Annotated in this window: 16 protein-coding genes, 4 tRNA genes and 1 pseudogene; 16 read left to right on the top strand and 5 right to left on the bottom strand. The window is 64.7% G+C overall.

Annotated elements, in window-relative coordinates:
- Positions 1-85 precede the first annotated feature (85 nt).
- From truA to DM373_RS23570, 13 genes are all read left to right on the top strand, one after another.
- Positions 86-940 (top strand): tRNA pseudouridine(38-40) synthase TruA, encoded by an 855-nt coding sequence (gene truA / locus DM373_RS23510; protein ID WP_110995838.1) that lies wholly within the window; start codon positions 86-88, stop codon positions 938-940.
- Between the two features lie 60 nt (positions 941-1,000).
- On the top strand, positions 1,001-1,621 hold the full coding sequence (locus tag DM373_RS23515) for a phosphoribosylanthranilate isomerase (protein WP_110995839.1): 621 nt from the start codon (positions 1,001-1,003) through the stop codon (positions 1,619-1,621).
- Positions 1,622-1,850: 229 nt separating this feature from the next.
- Positions 1,851-2,744, top strand: coding sequence for an acetyl-CoA carboxylase, carboxyltransferase subunit beta (gene accD / locus DM373_RS23520; protein ID WP_110995840.1), 894 nt, complete (start codon positions 1,851-1,853; stop codon positions 2,742-2,744).
- Positions 2,744-4,051, top strand: coding sequence for a bifunctional tetrahydrofolate synthase/dihydrofolate synthase (gene folC / locus DM373_RS23525; protein WP_110995841.1), 1,308 nt, complete (start codon positions 2,744-2,746; stop codon positions 4,049-4,051). The genes accD and folC overlap by 1 nt, the downstream gene beginning before the upstream one ends.
- Complete coding sequence (locus tag DM373_RS23530) at positions 4,035-4,718, top strand: SPOR domain-containing protein (protein ID WP_110995842.1); 684 nt, start codon at positions 4,035-4,037, stop codon at positions 4,716-4,718. The genes folC and DM373_RS23530 overlap by 17 nt, the downstream gene beginning before the upstream one ends.
- A gap of 336 nt (positions 4,719-5,054) precedes the next feature.
- Complete coding sequence (locus DM373_RS23535; protein ID WP_110995843.1) at positions 5,055-5,609, top strand: CvpA family protein; 555 nt, start codon at positions 5,055-5,057, stop codon at positions 5,607-5,609.
- A gap of 42 nt (positions 5,610-5,651) precedes the next feature.
- Positions 5,652-7,157: an amidophosphoribosyltransferase gene (gene purF, locus DM373_RS23540; protein ID WP_110995844.1), complete on the top strand. Its 1,506-nt coding sequence runs from the start codon at positions 5,652-5,654 to the stop codon at positions 7,155-7,157.
- Positions 7,158-7,173: 16 nt separating this feature from the next.
- The gene (locus tag DM373_RS23545; protein ID WP_110995845.1) at positions 7,174-8,385 is read left to right on the top strand and encodes an O-succinylhomoserine sulfhydrylase; all 1,212 of its coding nucleotides are present in this window, start codon (positions 7,174-7,176) and stop codon (positions 8,383-8,385) included.
- On the top strand, positions 8,382-9,155 hold the full coding sequence (locus DM373_RS23550) for an SDR family oxidoreductase (RefSeq protein ID WP_110995846.1): 774 nt from the start codon (positions 8,382-8,384) through the stop codon (positions 9,153-9,155). The genes DM373_RS23545 and DM373_RS23550 overlap by 4 nt, the downstream gene beginning before the upstream one ends.
- 238 nt (positions 9,156-9,393) lie before the next feature.
- Positions 9,394-9,469, top strand: a tRNA-Val gene (locus DM373_RS23555).
- 80 nt (positions 9,470-9,549) lie between these two features.
- Positions 9,550-9,626 (top strand) — tRNA-Asp (locus tag DM373_RS23560).
- 100 nt (positions 9,627-9,726) lie between these two features.
- Positions 9,727-9,803, top strand: a tRNA-Asp gene (locus DM373_RS23565).
- Positions 9,804-9,944: 141 nt separating this feature from the next.
- Positions 9,945-10,021, top strand: a tRNA-Asp gene (locus tag DM373_RS23570).
- Positions 10,022-10,115: 94 nt separating this feature from the next.
- On the opposite strand, the gene DM373_RS29805 is transcribed toward DM373_RS23570, so the two are convergent.
- Together DM373_RS29805 and DM373_RS29810 are read right to left on the bottom strand one after the other, a co-directional pair.
- A complete protein-coding gene (locus tag DM373_RS29805) occupies positions 10,116-10,829 on the bottom strand; it encodes a methyl-accepting chemotaxis protein (RefSeq protein ID WP_425272609.1) in 714 nt (237 codons plus the stop codon).
- Between the two features lie 144 nt (positions 10,830-10,973).
- Positions 10,974-11,666 (bottom strand): annotated as a pseudogene (locus DM373_RS29810) (HAMP domain-containing protein); the annotation flags it as partial.
- 244 nt (positions 11,667-11,910) lie between these two features.
- Between DM373_RS29810 and DM373_RS23580 the strand changes: the two are divergent.
- Positions 11,911-12,780 (top strand): DUF2242 domain-containing protein, encoded by an 870-nt coding sequence (locus DM373_RS23580; protein ID WP_110995848.1) that lies wholly within the window; start codon positions 11,911-11,913, stop codon positions 12,778-12,780.
- A gap of 348 nt (positions 12,781-13,128) precedes the next feature.
- Here the strand turns inward: DM373_RS23580 and DM373_RS23585 are convergent, their stop codons facing one another.
- Positions 13,129-14,166, bottom strand: a complete 1,038-nt coding sequence (locus tag DM373_RS23585; protein ID WP_110995849.1) for an AraC family transcriptional regulator — start codon at positions 14,164-14,166, stop codon at positions 13,129-13,131.
- Positions 14,167-14,170: 4 nt separating this feature from the next.
- On the bottom strand, positions 14,171-15,289 hold the full coding sequence (locus DM373_RS23590; RefSeq protein WP_110995850.1) for a nitrilase-related carbon-nitrogen hydrolase: 1,119 nt from the start codon (positions 15,287-15,289) through the stop codon (positions 14,171-14,173).
- A 188-nt stretch (positions 15,290-15,477) separates the two neighbouring features.
- Here DM373_RS23590 and DM373_RS23595 point away from each other — a divergent pair, with 188 nt between their 5' ends.
- Positions 15,478-17,514, top strand: a complete 2,037-nt coding sequence (locus DM373_RS23595; RefSeq protein ID WP_110995851.1) for an NADPH-dependent 2,4-dienoyl-CoA reductase — start codon at positions 15,478-15,480, stop codon at positions 17,512-17,514.
- A gap of 97 nt (positions 17,515-17,611) precedes the next feature.
- Positions 17,612-18,505: a 1-aminocyclopropane-1-carboxylate deaminase/D-cysteine desulfhydrase gene (locus DM373_RS23600; RefSeq protein WP_110995852.1), complete on the top strand. Its 894-nt coding sequence runs from the start codon at positions 17,612-17,614 to the stop codon at positions 18,503-18,505.
- Here the strand turns inward: DM373_RS23600 and DM373_RS23605 are convergent.
- A complete protein-coding gene (locus tag DM373_RS23605) occupies positions 18,496-19,041 on the bottom strand; it encodes a cytochrome b (RefSeq protein WP_110995853.1) in 546 nt (181 codons plus the stop codon). The genes DM373_RS23600 and DM373_RS23605 overlap by 10 nt on opposite strands.
- Positions 19,042-19,199 lie beyond the last annotated feature (158 nt).

Here is a 19,199-nt window from a genome sequence, read left to right on the forward strand (position 1 = left end):
CGACTTGCCCCGCGATCGTTTCGGCCACCCTGCGGTTTACCGCTATACTGCCCGCCTTTTCGTTTCATCATCAGGTTTCACGTTCTTGGACATCATCGACAACGCCGCCGCCGAATCGGCGGCCGAAGGCTTCACCCGCATCGCCCTGGGCGTGGAATACAAAGGTTCGCGCTACCGCGGCTGGCAGCGCCAGGCCAGTGGCGTGCCCAGCGTCCAGCAAGCGCTCGAGCAGGCGCTGTCGAAGGTGGCCAACGAACCGATCAGCGTGATCTGTGCCGGGCGCACCGACGCCGGGGTGCATGGCTGCGGGCAGATCGTGCATTTCGATACCCAGGCCGTGCGCGACGAACGCGCCTGGACCCTGGGCACCAACTTCAACCTGCCCCACGACATCAGCGTGGTCTGGTCCAGGCCGATGCCTGCGGATTTCCATGCCCGCTTCAAAGCCAACGCGCGGCGCTACCGCTATGTCATCTACAACGACCCGATCCGTCCGGCCCACCTCGCCGAGGAAGTGACCTGGAACCATCGGCCGCTGGATGTCACGCGCATGGCCGAAGCCGCGCAGTACCTGCTCGGCACCCATGACTTCAGCGCTTTTCGCGCCAGCCAGTGCCAGGCCAAGTCGCCGGTCAAGCACATCCATCACCTGCGCGTTACCCGCCATGGCCAGATGATCGTGATCGATGTGCGTGCCACCGCCTTCCTCCATCACATGGTGCGCAACATCGCCGGCGTGCTGATGGCCATCGGTACCGGCGAGCGCCCGGTGGAATGGGCCCGCGAGGTGCTCGAGGGGCGTGATCGCCGCGCGGCCGGGGTTACCGCGCACCCTTATGGGCTGTACCTGGTGAAGGTGGAGTACCCGCCCGAGTACGCGCTGCCGCAGCGTTACATCGGCCCACACTTTCTCACCGGTTTCGAGTCGTTGCTGGACTGACGGGGCAAAGGTCATTTGCTACCATCGGCGCTTTCATCGATCACTCAGGGTTCGCTGTCCATGAGCAACGTTCGCAGCAAGATCTGCGGGATTACCCGCATCGAGGACGCCCTCGCCGCTGTCGAGGCCGGCGCCGATGCCATCGGCCTGGTGTTCTATGAAAAAAGCCCGCGGGCCGTGGACGTGCGCAAGGCCCGGGCGATCGTCGAGGCGTTGCCGCCCTTCGTGACGACCGTGGGCCTGTTCGTCAATGCCTCGCGTTGCGAGCTGAACGAGATCCTCGAAGTCGTTCAACTGGACCTGCTACAGTTCCACGGCGATGAAAGCCCGGCTGATTGCGAGGGTTACCATCGCCCTTGGATCAAAGCCCTGCGTGTACGCCCCGGCGATGACCTCGAGGCGGCCTGCAAGCACTACGCCGGCGCCCGCGGCATCCTGCTGGACGCTTATGTGCCCGGCATCCCGGGGGGAACCGGCGAAGCGTTCGACTGGTCTTTGATACCGCAACACCTGAGCAAACCGATCATCCTGGCTGGCGGCCTGTCAGCCGACAATGTCGCCCAGGCCATCCGCCAGGTGCGCCCGTACGCGGTGGATGTCAGTGGTGGCGTGGAACAAGCCAAGGGCATCAAGGATGCCGTGAAGATCGAGGCCTTCATGCAGGCAGTGCGCCAGGCATGACGGCGGATGTGACGGCTGGCCGCGCGCCATCGTCCATAGGTTTCGCAGCCCGATGCTGCCAGGCCGCGCCTGCAATACAGCGGCTCGGGCCATCGGCGTAATTATTGGAGGTGGGGCGGTACATGGCGCAGTCATGGCCGGCTCATCGTCGTTTCAAAGCAGAATTTGAGCTCAAGGGCAGGGTGGGGCAGGCAACGCCTCCCGCCCGCCATTACTGGAGAAAGAAAGCATGAGCAACTGGTTGGTAGACAAACTGATCCCTTCGATCATGCGTTCCGAGGTGAAGAAGAGCTCGGTGCCCGAAGGGCTGTGGCACAAGTGCCCGTCCTGCGAGGCCGTGCTTTACCGTCCGGAGCTGGAAAAGACCCTCGATGTCTGCCCCAAGTGCAACCACCACATGCGCATCGGCGCACGTGCGCGCATCGACATCTTCCTCGACCAGGACGGCCGTGCCGAACTGGGTGCCGACCTGGAGCCGGTCGACCGCCTGAAGTTCCGTGACGGCAAGAAGTACAAGGACCGCCTGACCGCTGCCCAGAAGCAGACCGGCGAGAAAGACGCACTGATCTCCATGAGCGGTACCCTGATGGGCATGCCGATCGTGGTCAGCGCCTTTGAATTCTCCTTCATGGGCGGTTCGATGGGTGCCATCGTCGGCGAACGCTTCGTGCGCGCCGCCAACTACGCCCTGGAGAACCGCTGCCCGATGGTGTGCTTCTCCGCCTCCGGTGGTGCGCGCATGCAGGAAGCGCTGATCTCGCTGATGCAGATGGCCAAGACCTCGGCGGTGCTGGCGCGCCTGCGTGAAGAAGGCATCCCGTTCATCTCGGTGCTGACCGACCCGGTCTATGGTGGTGTTTCCGCCAGCCTGGCAATGCTCGGCGACGTGATCGTCGGCGAGCCCAAGGCACTGATCGGCTTCGCCGGCCCGCGGGTCATCGAGCAGACCGTGCGCGAGAAACTGCCGGAAGGCTTCCAGCGCAGCGAGTTCCTGCTGGAGCACGGCGCCATCGACCTGATCATCTCCCGTGACGAGCTGCGTCCGCGCCTGGCCCGCCTGCTGGCCCAGATGACCGGCCAGGCAACCCCGGCAGAAGCCCGTGAGGCGGCTGCGGTAGCGTGATGAGCCAGCGCAACCTGGGCGAGTGGCTCGCCTACCTCGAACAGTTGCACCCTACGGCCATCGACATGGGCCTGGAGCGTTCCCAGCAGGTGCTGGCGCGCCTGCAGTTGGGCAAGCTGGCGCCTCGCGTGGTGACAGTCACCGGCACCAACGGCAAAGGCTCCACCTGTGCTTTCGTGGCCTCGCTGCTGCGCGCCCAGGGGCTCAAGGTCGGGGTCTACAGCTCGCCGCACCTGTTGCGTTACAACGAACGCGTGCTCATCGATGGCGTCGAAGCCAGCGATGAGCAACTGTGCGAAGCCTTTGTCGCCGTCGAGGCGGCGCGCGGCGATACCTCGCTGACCTATTTCGAGATGGGTACCCTGGCGGCGTTCTGGCTGTTCAGCCAGTCGCAACTGGATGCCGTGGTGCTCGAGGTGGGCCTGGGCGGCCGGCTGGATACGGTCAATGTGGTGGATGCCGACATTTCGCTGGTCACCAGCATCGGCGTCGATCATGTCGACTACCTGGGGGACACCCGCGAATTGGTGGCCTTCGAGAAGGCCGGGATCTTCCGCCGGGGCAAACCGGCCCTGTGCGGTGACCTGGATCCGCCACAACCCTTGCTGGACAAGGCGAGCGAGTTGGCTTGCCCGTTGTTCCTGCGCGGGCGCGACTTCGACCTGGGCAGTACCGACAACTACTGGCATTGGCGCGGCAGCAAGGCCGACGGCACGCAGCTTGAATTGCGCGACCTGCCGTTGCTCGACCTGCCCATGGAGAACGCAGCGCTGGCCCTGCAGGCTTTTGCGCTGATGGACCTGCCGTGGGATGAGGCGCTGGTTAAGCAAGCGCTGCTGGACACCCGTATCACCGGCCGGCTGGATCGGCGCTCGCTGGTATTCAAGGGCAAGCGCATAGAGTTGCTGCTGGATGTGGGCCACAACCCGCATGCGGCCGAGTATTTGGCGCGTCGCCTGGCAGCCCGCCCGCCGAAAGGTCGGCGTCTGGCGGTTTTCGGGCTGTTGGCCGACAAGGATCTGCAGGGTGTGATCGCGCCTTTGCAGGGATTGGTCGGGCATTGGGCAGTGGCGCCGCTGGATACGCCGCGCAGCCGCCCGGCTGAGGAACTGGCCAAGGCCTTGACGAACCTCGGTGCGACAGTGAAGTCTCACCCCAGCGTCGATGCAGCCCTCGAAGGGCAGTGCGCCCAGGCGACGGCGGATGATCAGATCCTGCTGTTCGGTTCGTTTTTCTGCGTCGGCGAGGCCCTGGCCTGGCTTGAACGGCAGGCCCCAGAGGATGGAGTAGATGGCAGTGCTGGATAAAGGGATGAAGCAGCGCATGGTCGGTGCGCTGGTGCTGGTGGCGCTGGCGGTGATCTTCCTGCCGATGCTGTTCACCCGCGAGGACGAGATGCGCCAGGTGCGTGTCGAGGCGCCCCAGGCGCCAGCCATGCCGAGCCTGCCTCAGGTGCAGGTCGAGCCGGTGCAGGTGCCGGAGCCGCAGCCATTGCCGGAGCAGGCTGATCCAGCGCCGGTGGTGATCGATGAATCGACGGCGCCAGTGACCACGCCAAGCCAGCCCATCGCGCCAGCGCCTCAGGCCCAGGTGGCTGCTGCACCCAAGCCGCAGACGCCGGTGCCGACGCCAAAGGTCGAAACCCGTCCAGCACCTGCGCCCGCACCTGCTCCGGCAGTCACGGCGGCGGCGGCGAGCAAGCCGGCCGCGCCAGGCAAGATCGACGTTAACGGCCTGCCGGTGAGCTGGTCGATCCAGCTGGCCAGCCTGTCCAACCGCGCCGGTGCCGAAAAACTGCAAAACACCCTGCGCAGCCAGGGCTACAACGCCTACATCCGTTCGGCCGGTGGCATGAACCGGGTGTATGTGGGGCCATTGATCGAACGCGCCGAGGCCGAGCGCGTGCGTGACGTGATCAATCGCCAGCAGAATCTCAAAGGGATTCTGGTGCGCTTCCAGCCAGAGCGCGGCTGAAACCATCGCGGGGCAGGTCGCAGCGGCGCACCGCCGCTCCCACGGGTATTGAGGGTTGTGCAATCCCTGTGGGAGCAACTGTCTGCTGTTGCCTGTGCTGGCCTTATCGCTGGAAAGCCAGCTCCCACAGGCATGGCATTAGTCCTGAAGGTCATGTGATCCTTGTGGGGGCCGGCTTGCCGGCGATAGGGCCTCGTCAGGCGCCACGGCCCGAATTGCAAGGTGCAAAGCTGTCCCTGGAGTCAGCCTGCAGCCCTTCAAACACCTGACATTCCGCTTACCCCAAGCCCGCCGCTCTGGTAAAATGCGCCGCCTCAAACGTCGGCAGGCAGCACCGTGGCATTTACCTGGGTTGATTGGGCGATCATCGCGATCATCGCCATTTCCTCACTGATCAGTCTCAAGCGCGGCTTCGTCAAGGAAGCCTTGTCTCTGGTCATCTGGATTGTCGCCGGGGCGTTGGCCTGGATGTTCGGTGGCTCGCTCTCGGTCTATCTCGAAAGCTACATTCAGACGCCCTCGATGCGCACCATCGCCGGCTGCGCCATTCTTTTCGTCGCCACCTTGCTGGTGGGGGCAATGCTCAACTTCCTCATCGGCGAGTTGATCCGCGTGACCGGGTTGTCCGGTACCGATCGCTTCCTCGGCACGGCCTTCGGCGCCGCGCGTGGGGCCTTGCTGGTGGTGGTGGCTGTCGGGCTGCTCAGCCTGGGGCCGGTACAACAGGATCCGTGGTGGCAGGAATCTCGCCTGATACCACAATTTCTATTGGTAGCCGACTGGTCGAAAAACCTGATTCTCGGGTTCACCGGCCAGTGGATGTCCAGTGGGGTCAGCGCACCCGTTGACCTTCCGTTCAAGGAACAGTTGCTCGGGCCTGCAAAGCCCTGAGCGCTATTCACTCAAGTTTCATCAAAGTAGGGGTTGCGTCGCATGTGTGGCATCGTCGGTATCGTCGGTAAGTCGAACGTCAATCAGGCGCTGTATGACGCGCTTACGGTCCTCCAGCACCGCGGCCAGGACGCTGCCGGTATCGTGACCAGCCATGACGGCCGGTTGTTCCTGCGCAAGGATAATGGCCTGGTGCGCGACGTCTTCCAGCAGCGCCACATGCAGCGCCTGGTCGGCAGCATCGGTATCGGCCACGTGCGTTACCCGACCGCCGGCAGCTCCACCTCGGCCGAGGCCCAGCCGTTCTATGTCAACTCGCCGTACGGCATCACCCTGGCGCACAACGGCAACCTGACCAACGTCGAGCAGTTGGCCAAGGAGATCTACGAGTCCGACCTGCGTCACGTCAACACCAACTCCGACTCCGAAGTGCTGCTGAACGTGTTCGCCCATGAACTGGCGGTGCGCGGCAAGCTGCAGCCTACCCAGGAAGATGTGTTCGCCGCGGTCTCCCACGTGCACAGCCGCTGCGTCGGTGGTTACGCGGTGGTGGCGATGATCACCGGCTACGGCATCGTCGGCTTCCGTGACCCCAACGGCATCCGTCCGGTGGTGTTCGGCCAGCGTCACACCGACGAAGGCGTCGAATACATGATCGCCTCCGAAAGCGTTGCGCTCGACGTGCTCGGCTTCACCCTGATCCGTGACCTGGCGCCGGGCGAAGCGGTGTACATCACCGAAGAAGGCCAGCTGTTCACCCAGCAGTGCGCGAACAACCCCAAGCTGCAGCCGTGCATCTTCGAGCACGTCTACCTGGCTCGCCCGGACTCGATCATCGACGGCGTCTCGGTGTACAAGGCGCGCCTGCGCATGGGCGAGAAGCTGGCCGAGAAGATCCAGCGCGAGCGCCCGGACCATGACATCGACGTGGTCATCCCGATCCCGGACACCAGCCGCACCGCCGCGCTGGAGCTGGCCAACCACCTGGGCGTGAAGTTCCGCGAAGGCTTCGTCAAGAACCGCTACATCGGCCGTACCTTCATCATGCCCGGCCAGGCTGCGCGCAAGAAATCGGTGCGCCAGAAGCTCAATGCCATCGAGCTGGAATTCCGCGGCAAGAACGTGATGCTGGTGGACGACTCGATCGTGCGCGGCACCACCTGCAAGCAGATCATCCAGATGGCCCGCGAAGCCGGCGCCAAGAACGTCTACTTCTGCTCCGCGGCCCCCGCAGTGCGCTACCCCAACGTCTACGGCATCGACATGCCGAGCGCTCACGAACTGATCGCCCACAACCGCACCACCGAACAGGTGGCCGAGTTGATCGGCGCCGACTGGCTGATTTACCAGGACCTGCCGGACCTGATCGAATCGGTCGGTGGCGGCAAGATCAAGATCGAGCACTTCGATTGCGCGGTGTTCAACGGTGAGTACGTCACCGGCGACATCGACGACGCCTACCTCGAGCGCATCGAGCAGGCCCGCAACGACCTGGCCAAGGTTAAGACCCAGGCAGTCAGCGCGATCATCGACCTGTACAACAACTGACTTTGGGAGCGACGGCATGACGGATCAATGGGATGCCGGGCGACTGGACAGTGACCTCGAGGGTGTCGGTTTCGACACCCTGGCGGTCCGCGCCGGTCAGCACCGCACACCGGAGGGCGAGCACAGCGAAGCGCTGTTCCTGACCTCCAGCTATGTCTTTCGCACGGCCGCCGACGCCGCCGCGCGTTTCGCCGGCGAGACGCCGGGCAACGTCTATTCGCGCTACACCAACCCGTCCGTGCGCGCCTTCGAAGAGCGCCTGGCGGCAATGGAAGGTGCCGAACAGGCCGTGGGTACTTCCACCGGCATGGCGGCGATCCTCGCCGTGGTGATGTCGCTGTGTAGTGCCGGCGACCACGTGCTGGTGTCGCAGAGCGTGTTCGGCTCGACCATCAGCCTGTTCGAGAAGTACTTCAAGCGCTTCGGCGTGCAGGTGGACTATGTGCCGCTGGTCGATCTGAACGGTTGGGAGAAGGCCATCAAGGCCAACACCAAGCTGTTGATCGTCGAGTCGCCGTCCAACCCGCTGGCCGAGCTGGTGGACATCACCGCGCTGGCCGAGATCGCCCATGCCCGTGGTGCCATGCTGGTGGTGGACAACTGCTTCAGCACCCCGGCCTTGCAGCAGCCGCTCAAGCTTGGCGCCGACATCGTGTTCCATTCGGCCACCAAGTTCATCGACGGCCAGGGCCGTTGCATGGGCGGCGTGGTTGCCGGGCGCAGCGAACAGATGAAAGAAGTGGTGGGCTTCCTGCGCACCGCCGGTCCGACCCTCAGCCCGTTCAATGCCTGGATCTTCACCAAGGGCCTGGAGACGCTCAAGCTGCGCATGCGTGCCCATTGCGAGAGTGCCCAGCGCCTGGCCGAGTGGCTCGAACAGCAGGACGGTGTGGAGAAGGTGCACTACGCCGGGCTGCCGAGCCATCCGCAGCATGAGCTGGCCAAGCGCCAGATGAGCGGTTTCGGCGCGGTGGTCAGCTTCGAGGTCAAGGGTGGCAAAGAGGGCGCCTGGCGCTTCATCGATGCTACTCGGGTGATCTCGATCACCACCAACCTGGGCGACAGCAAGACCACCATTGCCCACCCGGCCACCACTTCCCACGGCCGTTTGTCGGCGCAGGAACGTGAAGCGGCGGGCATCCGTGACAGCCTGATCCGCGTCGCCGTCGGCCTGGAAGATGTGGCCGACCTGCAAGCCGATCTTGCCCGCGGCCTGGCGGCGCTGTGATCGACTGGAAGGGTGGCGAGCCTGGCCATAACGGCCGGGTAGCCCTGGTCACCGGTGCCGCGCGCGGCATCGGCCTGGGCATCGCCGCCTGGCTGATCTGCGAAGGTTGGCAAGTCGTCCTCAGTGACCTGGACCGCCAGCGTGGCGCACGGGTGGCCAAGGCGCTGGGCGACAACGCCTGGTTCATCAGCATGGATGTCGCCGACGAAGCCCAGGTCAGTGCCGGGGTGTCCGAAGTGCTCGGGCAGTTCGGCCGGCTGGATGCGCTGGTGAGCAATGCGGCGATCGCCAATCCGCACAACCAGACGCTGGAAAGCCTGTCGCTCAGCCAGTGGAACCGTGTGCTGGCGGTCAACCTCAATGGTCCGATGCTGTTGGCCAAGCATTGCGCACCCTACCTGCGCGCCCATGGCGGTGCCATCGTCAACCTGACCTCTACCCGTGCCCGGCAGTCCGAGCCGGATACAGAAGCCTATGCGGCAAGTAAAGGCGGGCTGATGGCACTGACCCACGCCCTGGCGATGAGCCTGGGGCCGGAAATACGCGTCAATGCCGTCAGCCCCGGCTGGATCGATGCCCGCGACCCGTCGCAGCGTCGAGCCGAACCCTTGACTGAGGCCGACCATGCCCAGCATCCGGCGGGCAGGGTAGGGACGGTGGAGGACGTGGCGGCCTTGGTGGCATGGTTGCTGTCGCGCCAGGCAGGGTTCGTCACCGGCCAGGAATTCGTGGTCGATGGCGGCATGACCCGTAAGATGATCTACACCTGAGCTGTAAGCTATTGAGATACAAGAGAAAGGGCCGCGAGGCCCTTTTTTGTTGCCTGTGTCCCGTGGGCGCGGGCTTGCCCCGCGATGAGGCCGGCAGCGGCAGCCCGGATGCCCATCTGGCCACGCACCGCTTTTTTGCCCTTTTTTTAAAAAAATTCAATGGGGCTATTGACTTAGCATCGGTACCTGCGTAAATTTCGCGGCCTCAGCGAAGCAAACGCAACAAGCAACATCGCGGGGGTGATTAGCTCAGCCGGGAGAGCATCTGCCTTACAAGCAGAGGGTCGGCGGTTCGATCCCGTCATCACCCACCACTTCCTGAGAATGTTCCTGGTACAGGAAGCTTCTAACGAAGCTGAACGTCAGAGAGGAACAGGACGCAAGTCCACACTGCGCGGCGGTAGTTCAGTCGGTTAGAATACCGGCCTGTCACGCCGGGGGTCGCGGGTTCGAGTCCCGTCCGCCGCGCCATTTTTCAGTAACAGATGGGTGCCTGGCACCGGTCTGAAGTCGAAGGCAAATATGCCTGAGGCTGATCCCAGTTTCAATCAGGTGAAAACCTGAACGATACGCAGCGGTAGTTCAGTCGGTTAGAATACCGGCCTGTCACGCCGGGGGTCGCGGGTTCGAGTCCCGTCCGCTGCGCCATCTTGTGTTTTGAACTCCTTGAACAGTTCGAAGCAAAACAAAAAAGGCGATCTCGCATCGCTTTTTTTGTGCCTGGCTTTCGCGTCCAAACGCTGGAAAGCCTGGATCCCAGTTTCAATCGGGTGCAAGCCCGAGCGATACGCAGCGGTAGTTCAGTCGGTTAGAATACCGGCCTGTCACGCCGGGGGTCGCGGGTTCGAGTCCCGTCCGCTGCGCCATCTTCAGTTCTGAGCCCCTTGAACAGCTCGGAACAACAAAAAAGCGACCTTCGGGTCGCTTTTTTCGTTTCTGGCGGTTGGCAGGCTGCCTGTCTCAGAGCCTGAAATTACCGATCAACCCTTTCAGCTCACCGCCCACCCGCTCAAGTTCGATAGACGCCTCCTCGATTTGCCGGCTGGCATCGAGTGAGTGGCCGGCGACATCGCGCACCCGCTCCACATTGCGGCGAATGCTCACCACGGCCGTGCTTTGCTGCTCGGTACTGGCTGCAATCTGCTGGTTCATGCCCTGGATATCGTCAACGCTGGTCGTGATGACCTGCAGGGCCTCGCTCGCCTGATTGGCAAGCGCAACGGTGCTGCTGGCCACGCGGCGGTTTCCTTGCAGGCACTCCACCGCCTGGCGGGCACCTTCCTGCAGGCGGGTGACCAGCGTTTCGATCTCGGCAGTGGAGCGCTGGGTACGCAGGGCGAGACCGCGCACTTCGTCGGCTACCACCGCGAAGCCGCGCCCGGCTTCGCCAGCGCGGGCGGCCTCGATGGCCGCGTTAAGCGCCAGCAGGTTGGTCTGCTCGGCCACCGAGCGGATAACCGTCATGATGCTGCTGATCTGCTCGGCAGAGGCGCACAGCTGTTGCACGGCCTCGGTGCTGCTGCTGATGTCACTGGCCAGCTGGGCAACCTGGCGCTGGGTATCGCAGACCACCTGCTGACTGAGTTCGGCCTTGTCAGTGGCCTGGCGGGTCGCCTCGCTGGCCAGCGAACTGTTGTGCGCCACCTCCTGCACGGCGCAGGCCATCTGGCTCATGGCCGCCGCCACCTGACGGGTTTCGCTCTGCTGGCTGGCGGCGCCGCTGCTGGTACGTTCGATCACGCCAGCCAGGGCCGCCGAGGCCTGTGAAAGCTGCCCGCTGGCCTGGCCGATCCGGCGCAGGATGCCGCGCAGATTGGCGCTGCTGCGCTCGAGGGCCTGGAGCAATTGGCCGAACTCATCGCGGCGTGGGCCAAGGTCACTGGCGCTCAGGTCGCCTTCGCCAATGCGCCGGGCCATGTCCAGGGCCTGTTGCAGGGGAGTGCAGATCTGCCGGATCAGCAACCAGGCTACCAGGCAGGCCAGTAGCAGTGTGCCGCAGAACACGGCGAGCATGAGGCGCGTGCGTTGGCCGAGCTCGGCAGCACTGACCTGGTTCTGCTGGGTGATGAGCTGATTGATGTGTTCGATGGCCGCAAGCACTTGTGTGGTGAGCTGTTTGCCCGTGGCGCTGGCCAGTGTCTCGCTACCCGCCGCGAGACTGTGCTGCAGGTCGCTCATGTAGTTGCCCATGATCTTGCGTGTGGCGCCAAGATGGGTCTGCGCCTGGTGGTAGGGCATCTGCGTCAGGTTCTCGTCGATCAGCCCGTTCACTTTTCGGTAGGCCTGGTGCAGGTTTTCCAGCTCTGCACGTTCACCGTTCAGCGCATAGGCCATCTGTGTGGCACGGATGTCGTTGAGGCTGTCGAGAATGTAGTTGACCGAGACCAGGCGTTCAGCCCGATGGGTCAGGGTGCCGAGGGTGAAGATTGCGGTCAGGACCAGCACGGCCACCAGCAAGACCAGTGGGGTAAGGCTAAGCAACAGTTTCAGGCGGACCGGCAGATTCTTCATCAGCGATTTCCTTGGGCATTCGAACGGGCGAATAAGTCTAGCGAGGGAATTTCCTTGTCTGGTTAGGAGGTTCTTGTGACTGGCGTACGAAAAATCGCTAATAACAGTGGGAAGATTCCTGGTGCTTCGGCCTGCGTTGTCCACGCCTTTACATGAACCTTGCTCAATGTTGGCCCTTTCAAGGTTTCGGTGGCTTGTGGATGTGTTGCACAATAGGCACCGTTCGATTTACCCGGAATTCACGATGTCCAGATCATCCGTCTACGGTGCGCTCGGGCTGGCCCTTGTGCTGGCGGGCGTATCCGGTTGCTCCTCGAAGAAGGCTACCGTGTACGAGCACGAGAACTTCGACGACTCGGGCACCTTCTCACGCAGTTTCCCAGTCAGCGAAGCGGGCTCCTGCGAAGCCGCCCGGCGTGCGCTGCTCAGCCAGGGCTACATTATCACTAGCAGCGATGCCAACCAGGTGGCCGGCAACAAGAGCTTTCAGCAGAGCGCTGAAAACCACATGCAGATCAGCTTCAACATCACCTGCGTGCCGGACATGAGCGACAAGCAGCGTTCGACCATGTTCGCCAACGCCCTGCAGGACCGCTACACCCTGAAAAAATCCAACACCTCTGCCAGCCTGGGGGTCGGGGTGCTGGGCTCGGTGTCGATGCCGATCGGCTCCAGCGACGACTCGATGGTCAAGGTCGCCAGCGAGACAGTGGCCGCGCCACAGTTCTACGAGCGTTATTTCGCCTTGGTGGAGGGCTACCTGCCGAAGCCGAAAAAGGTGAAGAAGGCCGATGCCCCTGCCGAGCCGCCGAAAGTGGAGCAACCAGCGCCGGCCTTGGGGCTGCCCGAGCCTGCGCCAACCTCGCTGGCACCCGCCCAGCCAGATGTGGCGCCGCAGGCGGCGAGCGCCCCGGTGGCCGTGCCTGCCGCAGCCCAGGCCAGCGCGCCTGCTGCCCCTGAACCGGCCGCCGCGGTGCCCGTTCACGAAGCGCCAGCAGCCCCGCTTGTGGATGACAGCCACGGTTCGCAACCGGTTGCACCGCCCGTCGAGGCGGCCCCGATCCAGGCCCAGCAACTGCCTGTACAGAGCGAGGCGGCACCGGCTTCGCCGTGAGCTGTCGCTAACTTCCTGCAGGCCTGCTACGTTTACCGTTCATGGGGCTGTAATGGTTCCGTCATCCGAAGCGCTTAGGGTGGCGGTGGAACCCATGAATGAAGAACGAGGAAGCAGGCAGATGGACGACTACCAGGAAGAATTGCTCGAATTCCAGGCTTATGAACTGGATGTGCCAGAGCCGGCGGAAGACGCCACCGAGCTCTAGGCTTTGTACGAAAAGTGCCTGCGCGACGATCATGCTGCGTTGAAAACAGGCTCGGAATGCTCATTTGCAATTAGCAAACTCCGCTTCCTCGCCTGTTTTCGCCTTGCCTGATCGCCGCTCGGCGACTTTTCGTACAAACCCTAACCCACCTGCCGCTGATGGCGGCGATACTCCCCCGGCGTTACGCCCGTCCAGCGCTTGAATGCGCGCTGGAAGGCTTCGGCCGATGCAAACCCCAGCAGATAGGCGATTTCGCCGAAGGCCAGCTCCGTGTCACGGATGTAGGTCTCGGCCAGGTCGCGGCGCGTGTCGTTGAGCAGGTTGCGATAGCGCGTGCCTTCTTCGGCGAGTTTGCGCCGCAGGGTCCAGGTGGGCATCTGCAGGTGCTGCGCCACTTCTTCCAGATCCGGTTCGCGGCCGCCGTTGAGCAGCGGCCCCAGCAGGTGGGTGATGCGTTCGCCCAGGCTGCGTACCCGGGTGCGCTGGGCCAGTTCCGTTTCGCACAGCTGCAACAGGTGCTGCCAGGTGCTCGGACAGTGTTGCGGGTTGGCCAGGGCCAGGGTGGCCTGGCTCAGGCGCAACTGGTTGGCCGCGGCGCCAAACTGCACGGTGGTGCACAGGCGCTGGTATTGCTCGGCATAAGCCGGCGCTTCGAACTCGATCTCCAGCCGCTCGGCCTGGATCGGCCTGCCGGCCAGGCTTGACAGCTGCGCCAGCCAGCCGCCGAGCAGCGAGTCGACCACGAAGCGGTTGTAGGCGTTGTACGGGCTGATGGAATAGAAGCGCAGCCAGGCGCCTTGCGGGTCTTCATGAAAGCTCGACTGGCCACGGTAGTTGGCGGCATACAGCGGTTCGAAGCGCAGCAGCGTACGTGCGGCCTCGCCGAGGGTTGGCGCCTGGGCGGCGGTGACACCGGCCAACCCGGCCTGGGCCAGGCGGCTGAGGTGGCCCATGTGCAAACCCAGGGCAGGCTCGGCGCTCAAGGCGATGGCGGCGTGGCCCAGGTGCATGTAGCGCGGGATCGACAGGCGCGCCCCGGGTTCGGCCAGGCGCCGATTATCCAGCCCATAACGCAGCAGCAGTGGCTGCGGATCGTGGCCGAGCTGGCCGAGCGCTTCGGCCAGGGGCTGGACGAAGCCTACCGACAACTCGCCCAGGCGCACGCGCTGACGGGGCATGCCGTTACAGCCACAGGTTGAGCAGGCGGGCGCCCTGGCTGGCGCTGCCCGCCCACAAGGTGCCGGCCTCGCTGGCAAAGCCCTGGCCGCCGCCGCTCTGCTCCCAGAACTGCCCGCGCAGGAACACGCTCATGCTGGCGGCGCCGTCGCTGGCCGCCTGGGTCAGCCGTTGCCAGGCCTCCTGCTCGCTGACCTCGCCACGCTGCACCGGCAGTTCGGCCGCCGCGGCCTGGTGACGGTTGCCGCGCCAGGGCAGTTGCCAGCGCTGCTTGCCACTGAGGAACACCGGGTTGGCGATCAACTGTACCGATTGCCCGGCCAGCAGCCGGTAGTTGTCCGGGTACCAGCTGTCACTGCCGACCAGCACGCCCAGGCGCCCGGCGGGCGTCTGCAGCACCTGCAGCGGCTGCTGGCGGCCATGGTGGATGTAGCGGCGGGTTTCGCTGTCCGGGTAGCGCTGGTATTGCGGTTGCCCCAGCACGCTGCCGTCAGCGGCGAACACCAGGCTGCTGTTGAACAGCGGGCCGCTGCCGGCATGCAGCACGCCGTTCCTCACGTAAGGGGCGGGCAGGACGATCGAACCGGCCACCAGGGTGACCCCGAACTCCCGCGCCAGGCCGCCGAACAGCTGCTGGTAGTCGGCGGCCATCTGCGCGGCCTTCATGCGCAGGCGCGCATCGCTGCGCCGGTCGTCGCCGCTGGCCGACAGCATCGCCAGGCCGTAGCGCAGCGGGTTGCTCAACTCCAGCCATTGCCAGGCCTCGCGGTCGCGGGTGGCCTGGTACAGCTCGTTCTTTTCGCCACGGGCCCACAGCCAGGTGCCGATATGTTCGGGCAGTACCACCACGGTACGGGCATTCACCAGGCCCTGATCGCGGGCCTGTTGCAGGTACGCCGACAGCTTGCGGTGCAGGCGCGCAAGGTTCTGGTAATCGCCTGGATACAGCAGCGGCTCCACACCCAGGAGATTGCCGCGCTCGCCCGGTACCCCCTGGTTGAGCGCCAGCTCGATACGCAGGTCGGACAGGTAGTGGCCTTCCGGTCGTTGCAGGGTCCAGAAGCCGTAGCCGCAAAGGCCGGCGATGATGACCAGCGCCAGGGCGCCGGCTAGCAGTTTTCGCATGGAGCGGTTCAGCGCAGTAGAGAAAGAGGAGGTTAGGGTAAGCCTGCTGTGCAGCAGGATCAATAAGTTGTCAGTTTCGATCATTGAGCGCATTCAAACGCCTGTTTAATGTCGGCCTCAGACAAACGACGGGGGCCCGCCTTCGAGGTTCCCGCATTCCGTGATCACGCCACCTGTGGAGCTTATCCATGGCCAACACCCCCTATCCGCACCTGCTGGCCCCACTCGACCTGGGCTTCACCACCTTGCGCAACCGTACGCTGATGGGCTCGATGCACACCGGGCTCGAAGAGCGCCCAGGCGGCTTCGAGCGCATGGCGGCCTACTTCGCCGAGCGTGCCCGCGGTGGCGTCGGCCTGATGGTTACCGGCGGCATCGCCCCCAACGACGAGGGTGGGGTGTATTCCGGCGCGGCCAAGCTGAGCACCGAAGCCGAGGCCGACAAGCACCGGATCGTCACCGAGGCCGTGCATGCAGCCGGTGGCAAGATCTGCCTGCAGATCCTTCACGCCGGCCGCTATGCCTACAGCCCCAAGCAGGTGGCGCCCAGTGCCATCCAGGCGCCGATCAATCCGTTCAAGCCCAAGGAGCTGGACGAGGAGGGCATCGAGAAGCAGATCGCCGACTTCGTCACCTGTGCAAGCCTGGCCCAGCGCGCCGGCTATGACGGCGTCGAAATCATGGGTTCGGAAGGCTACTTCATCAACCAGTTCCTGGCGGCCCACACCAACCACCGCAGCGATCGCTGGGGCGGTAGCTACGAGAACCGCATGCGCCTGGCGGTGGAGATCGTGCGCCGGGTCCGCGAAGCGGTCGGGCCGAACTTCATCATCATCTTCCGCCTGTCGATGCTCGACCTGGTCGAGGGCGGCAGCAACTGGGAAGAGATCGTGCTGCTGGCCAAGGCCATCGAGCAGGCCGGCGCCACCCTGATCAACACCGGTATCGGTTGGCACGAGGCGCGCATCCCGACCATCGCCACCAAAGTGCCGCGCGCGGCATTCAGCAAGGTCACCGCCAAGCTGCGCGGCGCGGTGAGCATTCCGCTGATCACCACCAACCGCATCAACACTCCTGAGGTGGCCGAGGCCGTGCTGGCCGAAGGCGACGCCGACATGGTGTCGATGGCCCGGCCGTTCCTGGCCGACCCGGACTTCGTCAACAAGGCCGCGCAAGGCCGCGGCGACGAGATCAACACCTGCATCGGCTGCAACCAGGCCTGCCTGGACCACACCTTCGGCGGCAAGCTGACCAGTTGCCTGGTCAACCCGCGCGCGTGCCACGAGACCGAACTCAACTACTTGCCAGTACTCAACGTCAAGCGCATCGCCGTGGTCGGCGCCGGCCCTGCCGGCCTGGCTGCCGCCACCGTGGCTGCCGAGCGTGGCCACCAGGTGACCCTGTTCGATGCCGCCAGCGAAATCGGCGGGCAGTTCAATGTGGCCAAGCGTGTGCCGGGCAAGGAGGAGTTCTTCGAGACCCTGCGCTACTTTGGCAACAAGGTGAAGAGCACCGGCGTCGACCTGCGGCTCGATACCCGCGTCGATGTGGCGGCGCTGGTCGAGGGCGGTTTCGACGAAATCATCCTGGCCACCGGCATCGCACCGCGTACCCCGGCCATCCCCGGCATAGACAACGCCAAGGTGCTCAGTTACCTGGACGTGCTGCTGGAGCGCAAGCCGGTGGGCGAGCGGGTGGCGGTGATCGGCGCCGGCGGTATCGGTTTCGATGTGTCCGAGTACCTGGTGCACAAGGGTGTGGCCACCAGCCAGGACCGCGAAGCGTTCTGGAAGGAGTGGGGCATCGACGGCCAACTGCAGGCCCGTGGCGGCGTGGCCGGTATCAAGGCCGAGCCGCATGCCCCGGCGCGCCAGGTGTACCTGCTGCAGCGCAAGAAAACCAAGGTCGGTGACGGCCTGGGCAAGACCACCGGCTGGATCCACCGCACGGGGCTGAAGAACAAGCAGGTGCAGATGCTCAACAGCGTCGAGTACCTGAGCGTGGACGATGCCGGCCTGCATGTGCGCGTCGGTGACGGCGAGCCGCAGTTGCTGGCGGTGGACAATATCGTCGTCTGCGCAGGGCAAGACCCGCTGCGCGAGTTGCACGAAGGGCTGTTGGCCGCGGGGCAGTCGGTGCACCTGATCGGTGGCGCAGACGTGGCTGCAGAGCTGGATGCCAAGCGTGCGATCAACCAGGGGTCGAGACTGGCCGCCGAGCTCTGATCCATCACAATCGCGGGGCAAGCCCGCTCCCACGGGCTATCGTGGGAGCGGGCTTGCCCCGCGATGCGTTTGTCCGGGCAACTGATAAACTCGCGCCATGCCCGAATTCTCCCTACCCCAAGCCCCCCTGCAACGCCTCGACCTGCCCTGGCTCCGGCATGCCGGTGTGGAGGCCGCCGTCCTGCGCCTTGACCTGATCGATCCCCTGATCAGCGGCAACAAATGGTTCAAGCTGCGTCACCACCTGCTCGAAGCCCGGCAGGCCGGATCACCGGGCCTGATCAGCCTGGGCGGCAACCACTCCAACCACCTGCATGCCCTGGCCGCCGCCGGCAAGCGCTTCGGCTTCGCCACCGCCGGGCTGCTGCGTGGCCATGAGCAGGACACGCCAACCGTGCGCGACCTTCGGGCGCTGGGCATGCAATTGCACTGGCTGGGCTTCGCCGGTTACCGAGACCGGCACCAGGCGGGTTTCTGGCAGCCCTGGCAGGCCCGTTATCCGGGCTGGCACTGCATCCCCGAAGGCGGCGGCGGCCCCGCCGGTGCCCAGGGCTGCGCGCTGATCGTCGAACAGTGCCGGGCGCAACTGGCCGTGCTGGGTTGGCAGGACTACGACGCCTGGTGGCTGGCCGCCGGTACCGGCACCACCCTGGCGGGGCTGGTGTTGGCGGAGCAGGGCAGGCATGCGGTGCATGGCGCCCTGGCCGTGCCCCTGGATCATGGCGTGCCGCAAACCGTAGCGGCCCTGGCGGGCACGTACGGATACACATTGCATGAAGCCAGCCGTGGCGGCTTTGCCCGGATCGACGACGAGCTGTTGGCGTTCGTCGCCGAGAGCGAACAGCTGGCCGGCATGCCGTTGGAAGCCTTGTACACCGGCAAGGCGCTGCTGGCCCTGCGTGACCAGGTGGCGGCCGGGCGCTTCATGCCCGGCACCCGCCTGGTGTTCCTGCACAGCGGTGGCCTGCAGGGGCGACGCGGTTACTTGTAGGGCAGCATGCGCAGCAGGGTGTTGTCGCGGCGCACGTAGTGGTGATACAGCCCAGCCAGCGCGTGCAGGCCGATCAGCCAGTAGCCCCAGCTGCCGATGCGTTCATGCCAGCCTTTGATGAACTTGGCCAGGTCTGGGTCCGGCGCGACGATGGCCGGCAGTTCCAGGCCATAGAAGGGGATCGGCTTGTCGGCGGCGCTGAGGATCGCCCAGCCGGCCAATGGCAGGCCGATCATCATCAGGTACAGCAGCAGGTGCACCAGGTGCGACAGCCCGGTCTGCCAGGCCGGTGGCTTGGGCACGATCGCTGGGGTGGGGCGCGACAGGCGCAGGGCCAGGCGCAGCCACACCAGCACAAACACGCTCAGGCCAAGCATGAAGTGCAGGTCCTTCATCACATCGCGTTCGGCGCTGCCCTTGGGGAACAGGCCACGCAGCTCGATGCAGGCGTAGACGGCGGCCAGCAGCACCAGCATCAGCCAGTGCAGGGTGATCGACAGCCGCGAGTAGTGGGCTGCGGGGGTGGATGAAACCATGGTGGATCCTCGTCATCAGGTCTGGAAGGGCGCTCTTGATTGGCGCCTGCTCTCAACTTTAATCGCTGGCGTGAAAAACGGCTTGCTTCAGATCTATCAAGTGCAGCCGACATAGCCAACCAGGTGCTGGCCATGGGCCTGCGCCTGTTTTCTATCGC

Source organism: Pseudomonas sichuanensis (assembly GCF_003231305.1).
Lineage (GTDB): Bacteria > Pseudomonadota > Gammaproteobacteria > Pseudomonadales > Pseudomonadaceae > Aquipseudomonas > Aquipseudomonas sichuanensis.

Excerpts from the sequence above, each read along its gene's own strand:
- DM373_RS23515 (WP_110995839.1), top strand. The coding sequence starts at position 1,001 with ATGAGCAACGTTCGCAGCAAGATCTGCGGGATTACCCGCATCGAGGAC.
- accD (WP_110995840.1), top strand. The coding sequence starts at position 1,851 with ATGAGCAACTGGTTGGTAGACAAACTGATCCCTTCGATCATGCGTTCC.
- folC (WP_110995841.1), top strand. The coding sequence starts at position 2,744 with ATGAGCCAGCGCAACCTGGGCGAGTGGCTCGCCTACCTCGAACAGTTG.
- DM373_RS23530 (WP_110995842.1), top strand. The coding sequence starts at position 4,035 with ATGGCAGTGCTGGATAAAGGGATGAAGCAGCGCATGGTCGGTGCGCTG.
- purF (WP_110995844.1), top strand. The coding sequence starts at position 5,652 with ATGTGTGGCATCGTCGGTATCGTCGGTAAGTCGAACGTCAATCAGGCG.
- DM373_RS23545 (WP_110995845.1), top strand. The coding sequence starts at position 7,174 with ATGACGGATCAATGGGATGCCGGGCGACTGGACAGTGACCTCGAGGGT.
- DM373_RS29805 (WP_425272609.1), bottom strand. The coding sequence starts at position 10,829 with ATGAGCCAGATGGCCTGCGCCGTGCAGGAGGTGGCGCACAACAGTTCG.
- DM373_RS23580 (WP_110995848.1), top strand. The coding sequence starts at position 11,911 with ATGTCCAGATCATCCGTCTACGGTGCGCTCGGGCTGGCCCTTGTGCTG.
- DM373_RS23585 (WP_110995849.1), bottom strand. The coding sequence starts at position 14,166 with ATGCCCCGTCAGCGCGTGCGCCTGGGCGAGTTGTCGGTAGGCTTCGTC.
- DM373_RS23590 (WP_110995850.1), bottom strand. The coding sequence starts at position 15,289 with ATGCGAAAACTGCTAGCCGGCGCCCTGGCGCTGGTCATCATCGCCGGC.
- DM373_RS23595 (WP_110995851.1), top strand. The coding sequence starts at position 15,478 with ATGGCCAACACCCCCTATCCGCACCTGCTGGCCCCACTCGACCTGGGC.
- DM373_RS23600 (WP_110995852.1), top strand. The coding sequence starts at position 17,612 with ATGCCCGAATTCTCCCTACCCCAAGCCCCCCTGCAACGCCTCGACCTG.
- DM373_RS23605 (WP_110995853.1), bottom strand. The coding sequence starts at position 19,041 with ATGGTTTCATCCACCCCCGCAGCCCACTACTCGCGGCTGTCGATCACC.